We start from the raw sequence: 18,063 nt of genomic DNA, 5'->3' as shown, positions 1-18,063 counted from the left end.
GCAGGTTTCTTTCCGTTAAAATGAGCTTTGAAAACGGATTATGCCGCCGAGGCTGTTCTTTTTGCCGACGTGAGTCCAGTTCACGCCGGAACGGTCGGCCGTGCCGATGCTGCCGTAGTGGTCATAGTCGACTTCGGCTGTGATCGTCAAACCCGGAACGACCATATAGGCGACGTTTGCAGCCACACCAGAGTTCCTGAGCTGATCACCCGAGACCTGAAGGTTGAACGAGGTTTTCTCGTCGAACACGTAAGTGGCGCCGGCCCAGAAAGCCCAGTTGCCGCCCAAAATTTTGTAGAAGCCGCGACCATGAGCGGCGACTGCATTGGGCGGGTCATCGTTGAGGTTGCCGATGGAGCCGTACCGAACATTCCGAAGAGCGACAGATCGTCGGTGACATTGACGTCGACGCGGACCTTGCCGGCCAAAGCTTCGTAGTTGCTATCATGAGCGATCACGCCGGTGATCGCGCCCCAGCCCTGCGTCTGTTTCACGCCGACGACCACGTGTGGAACATGGCTGTCGAGAGTACCGACTACACCCGCCCCTTGTTCGAGTGAAACCACAGCCGAAAAGCTAGTACCGGCGTCGAAGTAGTACTGAGCCACGTTGGCATCGAAGTCGCCGTACGGAACGAGTATGTTGCCGAGGACCTTGCCAGCGTAGCCTGTAAACGTGTCGAAGGCCGACCCGTCCTTACCAACTCGGAGGCCACCAAGCTGGATCCAGGCGGAAGTCGACGCCGCTGTTGAAGGCATAGTTCTGAGGAGTGTCCGAACCCGAATAAGCGTTGCGGTTGCCGAAGTTCATGTGCGTTTCGGTATAGGTCTTCAACCCGCCGAGTTCGGTCTCCTGGCCGGTCCAAGTTTCGCACGTGAAACGCGTGTTGTTTCGCCAGGTGCCTGAGCCTCTCCAGTCCTCACATCAGAGGTTCTTGCCCCATCATACGATCGGACATCGCCGAGCCCGATGTCGTAATGGATGTAGCCGCCGATGCGCATGCAGGTCTCGGTGCCGGGAATATAGAAGTAGCCCGAACCATAGACGTCGCAGATCCTGACATTTTCCATCGGGTCCGGCGCGGGGCCTTCGTCACCTGCGCGAGCGATGGAAACGGAGATCAGGGCCGCAGCTGAGCCGAGAAGAAGGGCCCTCATGTTCATTTTGGATCTCCATTCAAGAATTAGAGGCGCATGGCGTCAAAGGGCGAACCGTTGGCCCATCCCGCGAGCAAGACAGTGTCCATCGCGTTAGTCCTTCTAACCTGATGAATAATAAATTCGATGAAAACTGGTGTTATCGATCAATACATAGAGCATTGTTGTGATGCTACTCGAGCACAAAGACGGATTTCTCAAATCCTTTGCGGATCAAGCAACTGTGCTGGAATCGTACATTTCCTGAAAAAGGTCAGATTCTACTTGAGTCAGGCTCAAAAAGGGGCAATGCCTGCGCCTTGGCCCGCTGTGCCTCCAAACAGCTGTTCTGCCAAACTCTTTTCAGTTGCAGGGGGGATTCAGGACTTCTAACCAATCGCCATTGGTCATCTCCGCTATTGTGAATAGGCCGTCAGCCTTCAATGCAGAGCAGCAAGCGACGTGCCATCCTAAGACGCAACTCCGCGCACAGTTAACTTGGCCGGCGCAACTTCGTCGCGCTCACTTGTTTTTTGCTTTGGGGTCAGGCTGAGCCACGAGAAACCGACGTTTGAGACACGGTTCGTCTGTCCGATATGTGACATTTTTGTTCGATACCGACAGCATTTTTTCGCTGTGTCGCCTCTGGGTCGAAACATCAATGCGCCGCCGCCGCTCGGTACGTCAGGCGGGAGCCCTGCTGCCGCATACTTGGACCGGTGCCGAGCATCGCCTGTTCCGTTCTGCAGCCGTACATGCGAATTCTCGGGGCAATTGTTCAGACCCCTGTGCAGCTCACCCGGCGCTTTGCGCCGCCGAGCGCGAATGGCTTCGACCATGCGCCCGCGGTCACAGCCCCGGTTTCAGCAACTGGTCAGCAGCACTTAGGATCGCTGCGGACCTGCATGATCCCGTTCCACGTCCTCTGATAGACAGCGCGCCAGAGCCAAATAAGAAACGGCCGGTAAGTTTCCTCGTCGGCAACGGCCGACACCGCGCAGCCGTGACTCGGAACGACGCCACGGCGCTCGCTCCAATAATCAGCAAGCGCTGCAGTGTTCGCTCGCCCATCTTCGATGTTGCACCGAGCTTCTGCTTTCCGCCGGTGGAGCGTTGTAGTGGTGTCAGTCCCAACCAGGCGGCGAAGTCGCGACCCTTTCTGAAGGTTGCGGCGGAAGGCGCCAACGCGACCAGTGCTGTCGCCGTCACGGGCCCCACACCGGGGATCGTTGTCAAGCGCCGAGCATCCTCATCCTCCCGAGCACGACGCGTAATTTCGACATCAAGGTGCTCGATCCAGAAGGGTCGAGGGTCCTCTACGCGCATCTCGGCGGCGCACCCGCGATCAACGGTTACGGCTACACCTTTCGCATTGGCTGACGCGCGACAGCTCGCGTTGCGCTGCCCTGCCGTGCCGGCCAGGCGGCCGTCCCGTGCATGCGCAGCATCTCGCCGCTCGGGCTGGGCTCATAGCGGAAAATCTGTCCAGCTATGATCCTCAGGTTATGCCGCGCTCTTGGTCGGTTGGAACTGAGCGCCCACAGGCTTCCGACCCCAAGCCTGGAAGATGCGTGGGCAAGACATTGTGGTATCAGGCCGCGCAGCAAATGCGTCGAGCTCGGCTGTGACGCGACCGACCTCGTCGCCGGTGGCAATACCCGAGGACGTCAGTTCGTTAGCGATTGCCGAGAAAGTAAGCGGCGCAACCTGCTTGACATCCCCTTGTCGGCCGTATGGCTGTGTCAGTGCTGAGTCGACATTCGCGAACCCGACGCCTTCAAGCAGCCGGACAAGCTTGCGACCGATGAAAGGATCGGCGCCGCGCCGACGGGCCGCTTCGATATAGAGCTCGGCGTAGCGGTCGAAAGCCGGGCAGGGTGGATCGCAGAACTGACTGCCGTAGTCGATGTCCTCAGTGACGATCGCGCCGCCTGGCAGGAGCGCCTCCCATGCCCGTTCGAGGAATCGTTCAGGGTCGGCAAGATGCGTGAGCACGAAGCGGACGTGAACCAGCGCGGCTCCGTCCGCCGGCCAGGGGTGGAGGATGTTCGCGTTGTGAAATCCTATATTGCCGATGCCGCGCGCGGCGGCTTCTTCGCGCGCCAGCACAAGCTTGCTTTCGTCGAAGTCAATGCCGACGACGCGGCCGTTAGTCCCGACCCGCTGCGCCAACTCGAAGCTTACATCGCCCCCCGCGCAGCCGGCATCGATCACTGTGGAACCCGAAAGCGGCTCGAAGCGATCGAGCAGCGATTGCGTTGAAGGCGCCAGCACGCGCGAAATGACGGCAAGGCGCGCCCGGCCCTCTTTACCTCCTTTGATGATGTAGGAGTGGGAGTCTCTTACTGCCGTCGCCATAGCGGCCTTCCTTGAATCATGATTGACGGTGCTTCTCGGGGCACCAGGACATTAACAGAAGCGGTTGCGGAGTTTCCGAAGCGAGAGATCAGCCACCGCGGCGATTGGTCCGGTATGGTCGACATTTTATCGCGAAAAGCAGCTCGATGGCGACATTGTTATGGGATGCCTCCGACGTTGGCGGCAGCCAGAAAACCAGGTCAGGACGTTGTGCCCGGACCAGACGGTCGTCGCTGCGCGATTGGTTAAACTAAGAATCGTCAGCGAGAGAAGGCCCGGCCAGTCTTGCATGCATGTCGTTATCCCAAAACCGCTTTGCACCCTCGGATCAAGCCCAAAGGGCAGCCTTTTGGGCGACATGCATTGGGTCAAGTCCCGGAGCGACGCGGGCGGTATGCCGTCTGCGATAGCTCCCCCTCGCCGAAAATCCCGTCCAGCGTGTTGAGAAGTTCGCGCACGGCATCGGATTTACAGGAATAGTAGATCATCTGCCGGTCGCGCCGGGTCTCGACGAGATCGAGCGCCCGCAGTTTGGCTAGATGCTGTGACAGGGCGGATTGGCTGAGCAGAACCTTCTCGGCGATAGCGCCCACCGACATTTCACCGTCGGCCAGGTAGATCATGATCAACAGTCGTTTCTCGTTGCCCATCAGCGTCAGAAACGCAGCCGCTGATTCGGCATTGGCGATTAGCTTTTTCGAGACCATCGATCCCCCATACCTTCCTCCTCATTCGGCGCTATGGGGGCAATAGCGTCTGATTACATGACTCACTCGCCAACGTGCGCTGGAGATTCAACGCTACCGGGAATAGGTCCGATCACGAGTGTCCGCCGTGAGGATCTTTACCCTGGGGCAAGCCGGACAGCCGGCGCACCACTGCGGATCCCAATCATGCGCCGGTGCCCGGCGACCAGACCTCGGTTGCCTTCCAGAGAAGTCGTTGTCTTTCACGTTAATCGAGCGTGGTTCCGTAGGCGCGGCAATCGGCCTCGACCATTTCCGAGACGAGCTCATCGAAGGTGGTCTTTGGCTCCCAACCGAGCTTGGTGGCCGCCTTAGAGGCGTCGCCAATCAGCAGGTCAACCTCGGTCGGACGGAAATAACGCTTGTCTATCCGGATCAGCGCCTGGTTACTCCGGCGTTCGCGGCCTACCTCGTCAATGCCTTCGCCTTCCCAGACGATCTCCTTCCCGACACGCCTGAAGGCAGCCTCGACAAAGCTGCGGACCGAATGCGTCTCGCCGGTCGCGAGCACAAAATCGTCGGGCTCGTGGTGCTGCAGGATGCGCCACATGCCCTCGACATAGTCGCGCGCCGAGCCCCAGTCGCGCTTTGCCTCCAGGTTTCCGAGATAAAGGCAGTCCTGCTTACCGGCCATAATCGCAGCTACTGCACGCGTCACCTTGCGCGTGATGAATGTCTCGCCGCGCGTCGGTCCTTCGTGATTGAACAGAATCCCGTTGCTCGCATAGAGTCCGTATGCCTCACGGTAGTTCACCGTGATCCAGTAAGCGTAGAGCTTCGCCACCGCGTATGGCGAGCGTGGATAAAACGGGGTAGTCTCCTTCTGCGGGGTGTCCTGGACTAAACCGTAGAGCTCGGATGTGGACGCCTGATAAAACCGGGTCTTGTCCTCGAGGCGAAGAATGCGGATGGCTTCCAGCAGCCGCAGCGTCCCAAGCGCATCGGCATTGGCCGTATATTCGGGTGTCTCGAAAGAGACTTGCACGTGGCTTTGCGCAGCGAGATTGTAGATTTCGTCGGGCTGCGTATCCTGCAGGAGACGGATCAGGTTTGTGGCATCCGTCATGTCCCCGTAATGCAGCACCAGGTCGGGATGGTCGTCATGCGGGTCTTGATAGAGGTGGTCGACGCGCTGGGTATTCCCGATCAGCGAGGCCCGCCGTTTCAGGCCATGCACCATGTAGCCCTTCGAAAGCAGCAGTTCGGCAAGCAGCGCGCCGTCCTGGCCGGTGATACCTGTAATGAATGCTGTAGGCCGGGGTGAACTCATTTCGTGGGTAAGCCCTGATATTTGGTGAATGAAGTACTTTGACGGGAATTGTCCAGCGGCAGGGGCGAATGACTTGCATGGCGTCAACGCGCAGTGCAATCATTCCTGCATCCGACACCCTGGCCGGGCATCGGTGCCTTTGAGACGTCAGGAAAGCGAGCTATTGAGAGTGGTGTACCGTGGCTCAAAACTAGAAGGTCTCCGCGTCGTCGCCTTCCGAGCAGCTGTTTTTCACGCTCGTTACTCTTCGTAAAATCGATTGTTTCGATGGAATGCATCTACGGTATGAATGCAGGCCATCAAATGCGATTACGAACCGAACCAGACCCATACCAATTCGCGCAGCGCGCCTGCAAACTCGACGCTCGACCTGCTATCGAGAAACTGTACGGTCTGCGATGCCTCCATCGGAACCGCCCCCGACGTAGCACGGCGAGATGAGCCGATTGTCGAGGAGAGGATCAGGTCAGGCTTGAGAGGTTGCTGGCCTGCTCGTTGTTGCTCCAGGTGGTCTATTTCGGCAGCGTGCTCGTTCTGAGCTGCGGTCCAACGACGCATAGAGCAGATGAAAGGGCTGAGCATTTCCGTAGGGCACGGAAGTTGGATAGCAGCCAACCAAATCATGATGAGGGAGGAATGAATGTTCAGATGTGCTTCAGCGCATTCACGTGGGGCGGTACATCGCTGCTCATGCTCAGTGACAAAATCGGAACCCAGATTCATCAGAACTCCGAGTCACGCACTTTGGACCAACCAGGGACATCGAGCAGACCGTCCAAGAACAGGTGGGCTTGAAATGGCAGGGGTGGCCACATCCTAAGCCCCCTAAGCGGGCCGTGCAGCTGTTCGGGTTGGCCAGGCACATAGGAGCCGTCGTAGCACGCCGGCACGCGGGTTGCTTCGTCTCGACCGAACGATACGCTGGCAACGACTGGAACGCGCGGGCAAAATGGACCTCGCGGCGGTGCGCCGCCGCGTGCCGATGGGGCGCATGGCGCGCCCCGACGAGATCGCCCGGGCCGTGCGTTTTCTGGCCAGCACGCAGGCGCGTTACATCACCGGATCGGTGCTGGCGGTCGACGGGCGGCTGGATGTCATTCGACCAGCCGGGGGACGAGCACCCGCCGGTGGACGGAACGCCTAGAGTCGAACTCGCCCGTCCGGCCAAACGTACCGATGCGCGAATCGTGCTCGTCACGGGTGGCGCGAACGGCATAGGCGCGGCCGTCGTTCGCCTCTTCGGCGCGAACGGCGATACCGTCGTGATTGCTGATAGAGATGGCGCTGCAGCGGCAGAGCTTGCTGGGTTTCCCGACGGCAAGCACCTGGCGAAATCAGTGGACGTGGCCGTCGAAACTGAGGTGGTGGCGCTGTTCGAGGAGCTGCAGGCGCGCCACGGTCGCATCGATGTCCTCGTCAACAGTGCTGCTGTCGCCGACACTTTTGTGCCGCGGGACAACTGCCGGACCAGATCGAACAGGTCCAAGATGTCAATCTCACCTGCGCGCGCGAGGCGATCGAGGCGATGTGCCCCGGCGGCGTGATCGTCAATCTCGGGCCGATCAACAGCTTTCTGCCCTTCGCGCCGCGCCAGGCCTAACGTGCCGCAAAGGTGGGGATGGACATCCTGACCCGGAGCATGGCGGCCGAACTCGGGCCGGTCGGCATTCGGACCGCAGCCGTCGCTGCCGACTATATCCGCACGCCCTGCCCTTGCTCAGTTGGCGAAGGCCGGCCACATTGACTGGACACCGATCAGACGGCGCATCCCGATGGGCAGGCTGGGACAGCCGGAGGATGTTGCTGATGCAGTGTTCTTCCTTGCTTCGTCTGACGCTTCATACGTCAACGGCTCGATCCTCTGCGTGGACGGCGGCTGGACCTTGTTCAGTGATGCGGAATGCCACGAACTCGATGACGAATATTTAGCGGAGGTCGCGGGTTGGTTATGACATTCGTCAGGCGACGGGCTGCGGCTCATCGAAGCCGAGGATTTCGAAAGCTTCAGGCTCCGGCTGCGCGAGGCCCCGCAACGCGGCCCGCGATCGAGAATGTCGTCTTTGGCTATGACGGAGACGTTCCTCGGGGTCGAAGCAGTTCCAAGCCTTCTGGCGCGGCTTGGCGAGCGGTTTGCCGCAAGACCATGCCGCCGCCAAGGGGGATCGACACCGCGGCCAACCCAATCTGTGCGTGCCGAGCACATCCCGTGATCGGCCACTCCCTCTGCAACAAGGAAACACCATGGAATTCGCGACCTTCATCCTGGCCGCCCAGCGCGGCTATCATCAATCGTCCGACAGCGTCATCCGCAATTCCATCGAACAGGTTCTCGTTTCGGAGCAGGCTGGCTTCGGCACAGCCTGGTTCGCAGAGCACCACTTCAACAATTACAGCCTGATTCCGTCGCCCTTGATGATGGTGGCGCACTGCGCCGGCGTGACGAGCACCATTCGCCTCGGCACTGCCGTCTGCGTGCTGCCGCTCTACAAACCACAGCGACTGCTCTCCGAGATCGGCTTGGCCGATATCCTTGCGAACGGCCGCCTGGAGCTCGGCGTCGGCACGGGATACCAGCAGTTCGAGTTCGAGCGCTTTGGCGTCGATATCGATGAGGCGCCGGCGGTCTTTTCGGAACACCTGGACATCCTTCTGAAGGGCCTCAACCAAGACATCTTCGAACACGACAGCCAGTATGAGAAGATACCCCCGACGGCGATTTCGGTACCCACCATCCAGAGGCCGTCCCCGCCAATCTGGATCGCCGGTGGGTCCGCGCGCATGGGCGGGGCCTATCGTGAGGGGCACAACTGTTTTGTCACAGCACTCCACAACGGCTTGGAGAGCTTGAGCGCCCTGCGCCAATCGATCGAGACGGCGGCGGCGGCCGAGGGTAAAAAGGTCACGGATGCCAAGATATCGCTGCTGCGCTGCTGCTATGCGAGCGACGACGAGGCGGAGATCAACAGCTATCTCGACGATGCCCGCTTCCAGCGCCGGCTGTCTGACGCACTGCATCAGCGCCGCCAGCAGAGCAAGGACGGCTATCTGTTGGAGGAACCGACGCAGCAGGATCTGTCGTTCAAGACCATGCGCGAGAACCTGCCGATCGGCAGCGTGAATTGCGTGATTGATCGGCTGCTGGAAGGAGATTGATGGTGCATCCAGGCGGTCAACGAAGGCCATCCCTTGCCCGAGCGCGCCCATGACAGCATCATTCGCGTCCAGGCGCTGCTGGTGTGGACTGACGGCACCTCCCACTACTGGAACTATTCGCGCTGCTTCACCGGGCCGCTCGAGGCGCGCTTCTTCGCGATCGGCTCCGGCCTGAAGTTTGCAGGAAGCGGTCGGGATCGCCAGCGAGTGCGATCCCTTAACCGGCGGGCCGATCCAGACGGCGAAGTTCATGCCTGTCGAGCTCGCCTCCCCCTATTTCGAAGAAGCGCAAGCGTCAGCCGGCGCGCAAGCGCGTGGTCAAGAAGAGCCCGACCCGCGCGTTGGGCACATGCGCCGGGCGGCGCGACCAGAGCTAAAGCCAGGGAGGGCCTTGAATGAAGCATTGATCTCTTTGCATATCATTGTTTCCAATGATGATATGCGAGGAGATCATAAGCGTTGACTTCAGGCGCTCGCCGAGATACGTTTGCGTGTCATCGTGCATTGGAATGGTCCGGATAGGTGTCATGATGGACTCAGAATCAGAAGTTCTGCGCCAAATCGGCGCCCTTTTTAGGCAGGCGAGGCTGGCGGCTGCCATGACGCAGGAGCAGGTCGCTGATTTGGCGGGCATATCCCGTCCCCGCTACCGCGACATTGAAAAGGGAACCGCAGCAGCCCGTGCGACGACGCTCATGAATGTCGCGCGTGCGCTCGGTCTAGAGATGATGCTGGTTCCGCAAGTCGTGGTGCCGGCTGTCCAGGCTTTATTGCGTCCGCACGACGGCGACGATCGACCTGCTTTTGTTTCTCAACCTGACGATGACGATCATGGCTCCAGTCTTCCGCGCACCTAAGACGATCCCGTCGCTGGACGTGCTCCTGAACGCACTGAAGGTCGGCACAATCGTTAGGACGCCGGGCGATTTCAACGCATTCAACTTCGATGAGGCTTACCGCGCGACGGGCGGCTTTCCCGTTTTCAGCCTGTCGTTCCGGGCAGCGGCGGGAGGATTGCGGAAAGATCCGAAGCCCCTGGCGGGCGCTTTGCCCGCTTTCTTCGCAAACCTCCTGCCGGAAGAGAAATTGCGCGAGGCGATGGAAAAGCACCACGAAGGTAATGTGCGCCCAGGCAATGATTTCGACCTTTTAGCGGCGCTGGGCGCCGATCTCCCGGGAGCCGTGCGGGCATTGCCCAGTGACGGCGCGATAGCGGTTACGCAGGATCCTTCAAAGGATAAGCCCAAGGCTCGGTTCTCACTTGCCGGTGTGCAGATGAAGCTGTCAGTCATGAAGAACACTGGAAAAGGCGGCGGCCTGACCTTGCCGATGGACGACGAGCAAGGCCGGTACATCGCCAAGTTTCCTTCGACGGTGTTTCCGGGCGTTTCCGAGAACGAATTCGCCAACTTGGCGCTGGCCGCAGCAATCGGCATGGAGGTGCCTGAATGCGAACTGGTCGAGAAGTCCGATTTTGAGGGCATTCCCGAAGAATTCAACACGCTGTCAGAGGGCAAGGTCCTTCTCGTCAAACGTTTCGATCGCGGCGCCGATGGCGATAGGATTCACATCGAGGATTTTGCTCAGATCTTCGGTGTCTATCCCTCGCGCAAATACGAGGGCGCTGCTTACCATGACATAGCCTCGGCTCTTGGCGTGGCCGTCTCGACTACGGCGGCTCTCGAATTCGTCCGCCGCTTGGCGCTGACTGCCATCACCGGCAATGGCGACATGCACCTGAAGAACTGGTCGTTGATCTATCGCGGAAACGGCCTTAAGCCGGCCCTTTCACCAATCTACGACCTACTCTCGACCGTGCCATATCTTCCCGCGGACGCCATGGCGCTTTCGCTTGGAGGAGAGCGCTCGTTCAAGGCGCTAGCAGCACCGCGATGGAAAGCATTTGCGAACCGTGCAATGCTTCCGGAGCCGGCAGTCCTGAAGGCAGTGGTCGAGACCGTCGAACTCGTCAACGAGCACTGGTGGCATCTGCCTGAGCGCGACGTTGTCGCGAAGAAAGTGCTCGAGCGGATCGACGAGCATGTGAAGGCGATGACGCCGATACTGAACTCCTGCGCCGAGAAGTGAGCCGAGCCCTCTTGGCTTAACCACTCATTCTGAGAATGCTCACGACCGAAAGACCCGCTGCCGCCATCCAGATCAATCTTGCGGCAATTTTCGTTTCGATGGAACTGTCCCGTTCAACTGCCGACTGGTGATCGACCAGGCGCATTACGATGGCCCCAGCACCGACCGGGTCAAGGCGCCGCCGCCCCTCGGGCGCATGGGCGCCAGAATCCAAGAGCTGGCTTCCACCCCGGTCGCCCAGCGCTCGATCGATCTCTACGCCGCCCTTGCGGAGGTCGCCCGATGAATACACCCAAGCTCGATATTGATCGCACGCGCACCAAACTGAACACGCTCGGCTTGACCTACGCCGCCGATCATCTCGACTACCTGCTGGCCGAAGCCGTGGCCAAGGAGATCGCCCCCCACGCCTTTCTGGATCGCCTGCTGGAGAGCGAATGCTCTGGACGTGAGGAGCGGCGGGTGAAGGTCTCGTTGAAGATGTCGGGACTCCCGACAGGCCAGACCCTGGAGAATTTCGACTTCGCCTTCCAGCCGGCGATCGAGCGCTCGCGGATCGACACCCTGGCCACGGGCGCATGGATCCGCAACGCCGAGACCGTGATCTCGTCGTTCGAGATCCCGACTGGGACGAGGAGGATCGCTTGACTCAATGGAAGCGGGTTTGCGGCAGTGCGACGATCTTCCCCCGACGCTCGGTGCGGCGCTGATCTGGGATACCTGGGAATCGCTCGAGCCGATGTAACGGCAGCATTGGCTCGGATGTAGGGTCTGGGCACATCATTTCAGCTGAGCCAGCGCGCGATCGAGCCGGTGATCGGCAATCCTGATGCCGTCGTAGGCCGCCTCAACAGCTTCGCCGAGAGGAGTCTTGCCGAGGAGTACGCACACACGATCGATTGGCGACTCACCGCCCAGCGCGGTGTGCGGCCGATGCTAATTCCAGTGATGCTGCCACTCTGACAATTTCGCCTCGATCTCCAGATCCTTGGCATCAACCGTGTCCCAGAACTCCTCCCGATCCGCGGTGCGTCCGTTCGACCTTGCCGTTCAGATGGGGCGATCTGGGCGGGATCGGCCGAAACTTGATCGCCCAGTCCATCAGGCGCTGCTGGACGGCCTCGGCGAAGAACTCGCCCCCGCGATCGGTTTGGATGCGCTGGATCGGGAACGGCATCTCCTCAATGAGGCGCTCCAGAAAATCGAGGGTGTTGGCGCCCGTGGCACGGCTGTAGACGCCGAGCACCTTGTAGCGGCTGCAATCGTCGATCGCGGTGTACTGGTAGACGCCAGGCCTGATCTTGCAGACGTCCATCTGGACGCGGTCGCCTGGGATCGGACGGCTGTAGCGTCGTTCTCCTTTGCGCCACCGGCGTGGTCGCTTCAGAACCTGCTCGCCATGGCGGACGAGGGTCCGATGGACGGTGTCGAGCGACAGCGTCAGATCATGCTGCCGGATCAGCTCATTGCGCAGTTGCTTGACCCCGAGCTTTCGCTCCCGCCGAAGCAACAAGATCAACGCCTCCTGATCGGCAAAGACCTTCTGGGCGGCCAGCCTCGCCATCAGCCTGGTAGCGGCGCCACCACTTACGCAGGGTAGGCCGAGAGATGCCGCAACGACGGCAAACCAGCCCAGCATCGCCGGTCTTGGCGTAGAGTTCGACCCACGCAAGCCGCGCCTTCGTCAGGTCCATGGCCCCCTTATTAAGCTGTGGACCTGATGGACAGTGCTCCTACGCTACCCACAGGCCCACCGCAGCAACAGGATCAGCATTGCATCCCGGAGGCCGACCTGACGATCAGAAAATTGAAACGATGTCGTCGGACCTCACAGCTCGGAAGCCAGCTGGTCAGCGCCTATCTCCGCGCACGAGGGAAGGTCGCCTCGCATCTGTTCGGCTCCAATGTCGGGCTGAAAGCCGTGCCAAGGGAGCCGGCCACGGTCCCCCAACCGTTTGACCCGTCTGCTCGCCTCTGTCGATGCGATGTCAGCGTCGGCCGAGAGCGGCATGAAGGAGATTGCCCGGCTGGCACAGGCTCGCCAGCAAATGACCCGTCGCCTGAACGGCCGCCGCTCGTCGAGCAGCCTGCCGGCGACCATCGAGCTCGTCCTGTCCCGACCGATCGCGTCGGCGCCGATGATCGCGAAGACCGCCAAGGTGACGCAGCGGAGCGCACTCAATCTCATCGGCGAACTCGGCGTGCGCGAGATGACAGGGAGAGGGCGCAAGCGTGGGGCATAATCTAGTGGGCACGGCCGACGTCGGAAGTTTGTCGCATGTTTCGGACGAAAGCGATCTGCTGGCTGATGCAGTTTCCTGATTCAAACTCGCGAGATCCGCGAGGCCTCCGGCGTTAGCCAGCGCGCTTTCAGCGAGCGGGCCGGACTAACGCAAAGCCACATCTCCCAAATCGAGAGCGGCAAGATGGAGCCAGGGCTGTCGAGCTTCATCGACATGACCCGGGCGCTCGATCTCGAGCTCATGCTCGTGCCGAAGAAACTCGTGCCCGCGGTGCTTGGCCTGGTCAAGGCCCAGGCAACGCCCGACATGCACATTCATGCCGGTCAGCCAAACGACAAGCGCTTCGCCCGCGCCGAACGGCTGGTCAAGAAAATGAAGCAGCTCTACGGGAGCTCGGCCGAGCTCGATCGCATAGAGGATATACTGCGTTTCCTGCGGCGGGTGAATCCCAGCGATCAGGAGATGCAGCTCGTGCGCGAACTGATCGCAAGGCTGGAGCCCTATCAGGCGAGCTCAGAGGCGGCACCCATTGTCCGCGACATCGCGCAAAACCTGCAGCGTCTGCGCAATTCCATCGCCCATGGCGTGAGCATCGAACCGAAGCCGGCCTACTCACTCGACGATGGAGATGGCGATGCCTGACGTCGCGGTTCTCGACGTGCGGCTCTACGACCAGCCCATCGGCACGCTGACTCACTTGCAGGGCGATCGGACGATCTTTGCCTTCAACGAAGACTATGTCGAAAACCCCGACCGGCCGACCCTCAGCTTGTCGTTCAAGGACAATTTGGGTGGTCTCATTACCAACATTCGCCCGACCCAGCGGGTCGTGCCGCCGTTTTTCTCGAACCTGCTATCCGAGGGCGGCCTGCAGCGCTAACTGTGCAGCGTGTTCGCATTGTTGGCGATCGCTCGCGCCCAGGGTCACGCGAAACGACCAGTTTTGAGGGGTCTTCAACCAAGGAGACGAAGGGAGATACTGCTGTCTTGCCGCGCATATGCCAACCAGCTTCGCGCGCCCGGTCCATGGGATATCGCTCCAGAGGATCTCCTACAGAAGAATGATCCCGCGCCGTGTTTCGGGCATGCGATATTGCGCTCGTGTTGTCTTCCGTACTCGGCTTGCAATCGGCATCCAGGTTCTGAAAGCGATGCAGCTTGACATATGACGACCCCGCCACGTCTTCGAAAATGCGCTCCCGATCGACGGGGCCGTCGAGGGCGGCGGAACGCAGCGCCGGTCGACCGCACGGTTCCGATTTCGCTCGCCGACCCGCAACTCGACGGCGGACCGAACTACTCGGCGCTCAGGCGCCTCAGAAGCGTGAGGCCCGCTCGCCAAGCGAAAGGCTGGTAATCGAGGGCGTGGCGCCCGATGCGGCGCCAGGCAGGGCCGACGACTTTTCGCGGCCGCGCAAGCCGCCCGTTCCGGCCGCCACGCCGGACAGCGCCGATACGACGACTGCTATCGGCCGCTGAGCGGGCCGCGCGAGATAGCGCCTATCTGGGTAGGACGCTGGAGCCCATCAGGGCTTCGTCGATCGAGCGGGCAGCCTGGCGGCCCTCGCGGATCGCGCACGCAACGAGAGACTGGCCGCGGCGGACGTCGCCGGCGGCGTAGAGCTTGTCGACACTGGTCCTGTAATCACGATCATTGGCTTGGACATTGGTCGAGCGCCGCGCGCCGGTGCCGATGGCAAGCTTTCCTTCCAGCTCCTTGACGACGCCGTTGCGGAGCGGACCGGCGAAGCCGATAGCGATGAAGGCGAGATCAGCGCGGATGACGAATTCCGTACCAGCGATCGGCTTGCGCTTTTCGTCGACTTCGCAGCATTTCACGCCCGTAAGCTGGCCTTCTTCGCCGATGAATTCGAGCGTGGCGACCTGGAACACGCGTTCGGCGCCCTCGGCCTGCGACGATGAGGTCCGCATCTTCGTGGCCCAATAGGGCCAGACGGCTAGCTTGTTTTCCTTTTCCGGCGGTTGCGGCCTGATATCGAGCTGCCTGACGCGCACCGCGCCTTGACGAAGCGCCGTCCCGATGCAATCCGACGCAGTATCGCCGCCACCGACCACGACGACATGCTGGCCCGCCGCCACGATCGGCTTTTCCGGCCATGCCACCGACTGGATGTTCTCGCCGCCGACGCGCTTGTTTTGCTGGACGAGATAGGGCATCGCGTAGTGCACGCCGTCGAGATCGTCGCCGGGAATGCCGGCCGCCCGCGGCGTTTCGGAGCCGCCGCAATATAGCACCGCGTCATATTCGGCGAGCAGTTCTGCGACCGGCTTGTCGACGCCAATATTGACGCCGCAATGGAAGCTGACACCCTCGCCCTGCATCTGCTCGATGCGCCGGTCGATATAATGTTTCTCGATCTTGAAATCGGGGATGCCGTAGCGCATCAGCCCGCCTGGCCGGCTCTCGCGCTCATAGATGTGAACGTCATGGCCGGCGCGACCGAGTTGCTGGGCAGCGGCCATTCCCGCCGGCCCCGAGCCGATGATCGCGACGCGCTTGCCGGTCTTCCGTTCCGGCGGGTAGGGCCGGATATGGCCGGTTTCATAGGCTTTGTCGGCAATCGCCTGCTCGATCGTCTTGATGGCCACCGGAATGTCCTCGAGATTCAGCGTGCAGGCTTCCTCGCAAGGTGCCGGACAGATGCGGCCGGTGAATTCCGGAAAATTGTTGGTCGAATGCAGGTTGCGGATCGCGTTGTCCCAGTCGCCATTGTAGACGAGATCGTTCCAGTCCGGGATCTGGTTGTGGATCGGGCAGCCGGTCGGTCCATGGCAATACGGAATGCCGCAATCCATGCACCGCGCGGCCTGTTTCTCGACCTCCTTGTCCGACATCGGCAGCGTGAACTCGCGGAAATGCCGGATGCGGTCGGAAGCCGGCTGGTACTTGTGCACCTGCCGGTCGATCTCGAGAAATCCTGTTACCTTGCCCACGTAATTTAACCTTCACACCCGTAGTTTGCGGTGTCGGGAATGATGATCCCGCCGACGGTCTTCGCTTCGGACTCGACGCGGCGAACGACCACGCGGTCATGCAGCGGCCGGAATTTCGTCTTTGCCATTTTTGGATGTCCCTGATGCGAATGTTGAACGGTTCTCCGTTGCCGGAGCGTGCGAGTGCTAACCTCGCGCTGAGACAGGCGGTCGGCTGCGTCCCCATCTTCCCGCCTGTGGGAGCAGGTGGATCGGTGGGCGGCGCCGAGCTGGCTGAGTAACCTTCTTCATGTTACCAAGCCTTACTCCAGCGCCATCTTTGACGGGGTCCGGGAGACCGCAATATGTTTTGGTGAGGTGATCAGGGACGTCTTCTCCTTGGTCGTTCACGTGTTTGCAGATGGCGGCGAGGCTGGGCTGGCCCATTTGCACAACCACGCCATGGAAATGGACGAATTGGCCAGTAAGCCATTCCGACTACGCCCCTCTTTAGTTTCCTCCTTGGCCGCCGCTTGGACCTTCCTTTCGCGGAGCCGCACAGAGAGCGCCGTAGCAAATGTTCTCACCCTTGAAGTTGGCCAGAGCGTGCAGCAAGTCCGGGTACTGTTTCAGTCCGTCCGCGATCGCCTCCGGACCGTCCAGCGACTTCAGTGCCAGCTCGATCAACTCGATCGCGCGATCTTTGTTGCCGCTCTCATGATAGTAACGAGCGATCGCCGGATAAGACCAGAACCTACGGCCTTCGCCTTGCGGGAGATTGAGGGCCATGATGTGTTCGGACAGCTGTTTGCCGATCGCCAAGCGCTCAGCAGACGGAAAGTCCGAATGGTCATAGTTCGGAGAGAAGAGTTGATCTAGCGCCGCAATCATCCAATTCTCGAAGTTTCTGTTGATGGCGTCGCGAACGAATTGGCGCATGACGGGCAAGCCGGCCTGCATGTCGTGCATTCTGTGAAGCAACAGCTTCACCTGAAGCTGGCGGAAAATGAGGTTGTCGGGTGACACGGCGATGCCTTCTTCGACAGCCGAGAGCGCCGTCTTCCAATCCTCGGCCTGCATTGCCGGCCGAAGTTTGTTGTATATGGGCTTGGTCAGCGCTGTTTCGCGCGGTATGGCTTCGCCTTCGGCGACCCACTCCCTATCGGCGGCTTTTGCTTGATCGCAGGTGCGCCAGCTGCCGTCAAGCACTCTCGGCAAAACCCCATCGAGTTTCGTCGGCTCACCGATAAAGCCGATGTGGCCGTCTCGGCCGACCACGAAACTGGTCGGAATCGTGACATAAAAGCTGGGCTCCATCCAACGCTTGTTCATTTCGCCTGTGGAATCAAACGCGATCCGAAAGTTCAGATTCGAGCACTTTTCGGGCAACCACGCGTCCAACCTGGTGTGGGCCTCAACGGTTGGGGGTATGGACCAGCGGCGACTCCGACGATCTCAAGTCCGCTGTCCTTGTATTTCTCCTGCAGCTGCACCAGATGCGGCATCGCGTCCACACATGGGCTGCACCACTTTGCCCAAAATTCGATGACGTACACTTTTCCGGGCTCGAAGCTGGTGAGGGGCTCGCCACGCAGCCAGTTTTCCACTTGAATCGAAGGAGCCGGGGACTCCATCTGCAAGACCACGGTGCTGTCCAAAGCTATTTCCAAAGGTTGTGAGGTTTTCTGCACGAGCTGGTTTCCTCTTGGAGACGGCACACGGGTCCATTTGCGTGCCGTCATGGTCCAAGGGTCGCAGCGGCCGTGCCAGCTGGCTCAGCGCAGTAAGTGCATGAATATGCTCGGAAAAACCTCGCAGTGCCCAAGGTGGCCGGTTGTCATGAACCTGACATTTTTGCCAATGTTCGTTCTGAACCTGCCATATTCTGCCGCTGTCAGGGCTTTGGAGACGCTTCGTGCCGCCCGAAAAGCGTGGCCCATCCGCACGGTCCAGAACCGCCAAGGCCATAAGGACGCGTGCGGCACGCAGCCTCTGCCCGTCTTTCTGAGGCCGTTCCGCCTCGGTGACATCAGTGGGGCTGGCGAGGCCAACAAGAAGGCGTTTGATTATCTATGTTGTTGCTTAGAATTGGCAGCGATTTGGGTTGTTAAGAGATTTCTTTGAAGGATCTGCCT

General features: G+C 60.4%; 17 protein-coding genes and 6 pseudogenes. 12 read left to right on the top strand and 11 right to left on the bottom strand.

Annotation, left to right across the window (positions count from 1 at the left end; all coding sequences use genetic code 11):
- Window positions 1-15: 15 nt before the first annotated feature.
- From B5V02_RS18250 to B5V02_RS41605, 6 genes and pseudogenes are all read right to left on the bottom strand, one after another.
- Window positions 16-1,163: pseudogene (locus B5V02_RS18250) on the bottom strand (porin).
- Window positions 1,164-2,156: 993 nt separating this feature from the next.
- A pseudogene (locus tag B5V02_RS18245) lies at window positions 2,157-2,423 on the bottom strand (transposase); the annotation flags it as partial.
- A 216-nt stretch (window positions 2,424-2,639) separates the two neighbouring features.
- A complete protein-coding gene (locus B5V02_RS18240) occupies window positions 2,640-3,494 on the bottom strand; it encodes a class I SAM-dependent methyltransferase (protein WP_111545548.1) in 855 nt (284 codons plus the stop codon).
- 368 nt (window positions 3,495-3,862) lie between these two features.
- A complete protein-coding gene (locus B5V02_RS18235; protein ID WP_111545547.1) occupies window positions 3,863-4,201 on the bottom strand; it encodes an ArsR/SmtB family transcription factor in 339 nt (112 codons plus the stop codon).
- Between the two features lie 247 nt (window positions 4,202-4,448).
- Complete coding sequence (gene gmd, locus B5V02_RS18230) at window positions 4,449-5,510, bottom strand: GDP-mannose 4,6-dehydratase (protein ID WP_111545546.1); 1,062 nt, start codon at window positions 5,508-5,510, stop codon at window positions 4,449-4,451.
- A 309-nt stretch (window positions 5,511-5,819) separates the two neighbouring features.
- On the bottom strand, window positions 5,820-6,233 hold the full coding sequence (locus B5V02_RS41605; protein ID WP_245445979.1) for a hypothetical protein: 414 nt from the start codon (window positions 6,231-6,233) through the stop codon (window positions 5,820-5,822).
- 226 nt (window positions 6,234-6,459) lie between these two features.
- Here B5V02_RS41605 and B5V02_RS42685 point away from each other — a divergent pair, with 226 nt between their 5' ends.
- The 8 genes from B5V02_RS42685 (at window position 6,460) to B5V02_RS18195 (ending at window position 11,399) form a co-directional block, all read left to right on the top strand.
- Entirely contained in the window at window positions 6,460-6,654 is a 195-nt protein-coding gene (locus tag B5V02_RS42685; RefSeq protein ID WP_425374407.1) for an SDR family oxidoreductase, read from the top strand.
- Window positions 6,602-7,054 (top strand): SDR family NAD(P)-dependent oxidoreductase, encoded by a 453-nt coding sequence (locus B5V02_RS42680; protein WP_425374406.1) that lies wholly within the window; start codon window positions 6,602-6,604, stop codon window positions 7,052-7,054. The genes B5V02_RS42685 and B5V02_RS42680 overlap by 53 nt, the downstream gene beginning before the upstream one ends.
- Before the next feature lie 74 nt (window positions 7,055-7,128).
- Window positions 7,129-7,254: a hypothetical protein gene (locus B5V02_RS42675; protein ID WP_425374405.1), complete on the top strand. Its 126-nt coding sequence runs from the start codon at window positions 7,129-7,131 to the stop codon at window positions 7,252-7,254.
- A 28-nt stretch (window positions 7,255-7,282) separates the two neighbouring features.
- Window positions 7,283-7,462, top strand: a complete 180-nt coding sequence (locus tag B5V02_RS42670) for an SDR family oxidoreductase (protein ID WP_425374404.1) — start codon at window positions 7,283-7,285, stop codon at window positions 7,460-7,462.
- Window positions 7,463-7,751: 289 nt separating this feature from the next.
- The gene (locus B5V02_RS18215) at window positions 7,752-8,663 is read left to right on the top strand and encodes an LLM class flavin-dependent oxidoreductase (protein WP_111545544.1); all 912 of its coding nucleotides are present in this window, start codon (window positions 7,752-7,754) and stop codon (window positions 8,661-8,663) included.
- A gap of 530 nt (window positions 8,664-9,193) precedes the next feature.
- Window positions 9,194-9,520 (top strand): helix-turn-helix domain-containing protein, encoded by a 327-nt coding sequence (locus B5V02_RS18205; protein WP_167458553.1) that lies wholly within the window; start codon window positions 9,194-9,196, stop codon window positions 9,518-9,520.
- Window positions 9,495-10,751 (top strand): type II toxin-antitoxin system HipA family toxin, encoded by a 1,257-nt coding sequence (locus B5V02_RS18200; RefSeq protein ID WP_111545585.1) that lies wholly within the window; start codon window positions 9,495-9,497, stop codon window positions 10,749-10,751. Before B5V02_RS18205 ends, B5V02_RS18200 begins: the two co-directional genes overlap by 26 nt.
- A 282-nt stretch (window positions 10,752-11,033) precedes the next feature.
- Complete coding sequence (locus tag B5V02_RS18195; RefSeq protein ID WP_111545541.1) at window positions 11,034-11,399, top strand: ATP-binding protein; 366 nt, start codon at window positions 11,034-11,036, stop codon at window positions 11,397-11,399.
- Window positions 11,400-11,531: 132 nt separating this feature from the next.
- On the opposite strand, the pseudogene B5V02_RS18190 reads toward B5V02_RS18195, so the two are convergent.
- Window positions 11,532-12,445: pseudogene (locus B5V02_RS18190) on the bottom strand (IS481 family transposase).
- A gap of 26 nt (window positions 12,446-12,471) precedes the next feature.
- Between B5V02_RS18190 and B5V02_RS42260 the strand changes: the two are divergent.
- From B5V02_RS42260 to B5V02_RS18175, 4 genes and pseudogenes are all read left to right on the top strand, one after another.
- Window positions 12,472-12,639: pseudogene (locus tag B5V02_RS42260) on the top strand (hypothetical protein); the annotation flags it as partial.
- A 121-nt stretch (window positions 12,640-12,760) separates the two neighbouring features.
- The gene (locus B5V02_RS42255; RefSeq protein WP_281004949.1) at window positions 12,761-12,994 is read left to right on the top strand and encodes a helix-turn-helix domain-containing protein; all 234 of its coding nucleotides are present in this window, start codon (window positions 12,761-12,763) and stop codon (window positions 12,992-12,994) included.
- A gap of 75 nt (window positions 12,995-13,069) precedes the next feature.
- Window positions 13,070-13,636, top strand: coding sequence for a helix-turn-helix domain-containing protein (locus B5V02_RS18180; protein WP_111545540.1), 567 nt, complete (start codon window positions 13,070-13,072; stop codon window positions 13,634-13,636).
- Window positions 13,629-13,871: pseudogene (locus B5V02_RS18175) on the top strand (HipA N-terminal domain-containing protein); the annotation flags it as partial. The gene B5V02_RS18180 and the pseudogene B5V02_RS18175, both read left to right, overlap by 8 nt.
- A 623-nt stretch (window positions 13,872-14,494) precedes the next feature.
- Here B5V02_RS18175 and B5V02_RS18160 read toward each other — a convergent pair.
- The 4 genes and pseudogenes from B5V02_RS18160 to B5V02_RS42470 form a co-directional block, all read right to left on the bottom strand.
- Window positions 14,495-15,949 (bottom strand): glutamate synthase subunit beta, encoded by a 1,455-nt coding sequence (locus B5V02_RS18160; RefSeq protein WP_111545539.1) that lies wholly within the window; start codon window positions 15,947-15,949, stop codon window positions 14,495-14,497.
- 26 nt (window positions 15,950-15,975) lie between these two features.
- A pseudogene (locus B5V02_RS18155) lies at window positions 15,976-16,077 on the bottom strand (co-chaperone GroES); the annotation flags it as partial.
- Window positions 16,078-16,438: 361 nt separating this feature from the next.
- On the bottom strand, window positions 16,439-17,260 hold the full coding sequence (locus B5V02_RS18150; RefSeq protein ID WP_342633865.1) for a TlpA family protein disulfide reductase: 822 nt from the start codon (window positions 17,258-17,260) through the stop codon (window positions 16,439-16,441).
- Between the two features lie 32 nt (window positions 17,261-17,292).
- Entirely contained in the window at window positions 17,293-17,619 is a 327-nt protein-coding gene (locus B5V02_RS42470) for a TlpA disulfide reductase family protein (RefSeq protein ID WP_342633864.1), read from the bottom strand.
- Between the last annotated feature and the right edge of the window lie 444 nt (window positions 17,620-18,063).

It is taken from the genome of Mesorhizobium kowhaii, assembly GCF_003253745.1.
Taxonomy (GTDB): Bacteria; Pseudomonadota; Alphaproteobacteria; order Rhizobiales; family Rhizobiaceae; genus Mesorhizobium; species Mesorhizobium kowhaii.
Note: the sequence above shows the minus strand (reverse complement) of the source record. Positions and strands in the feature narration are given on the sequence as shown.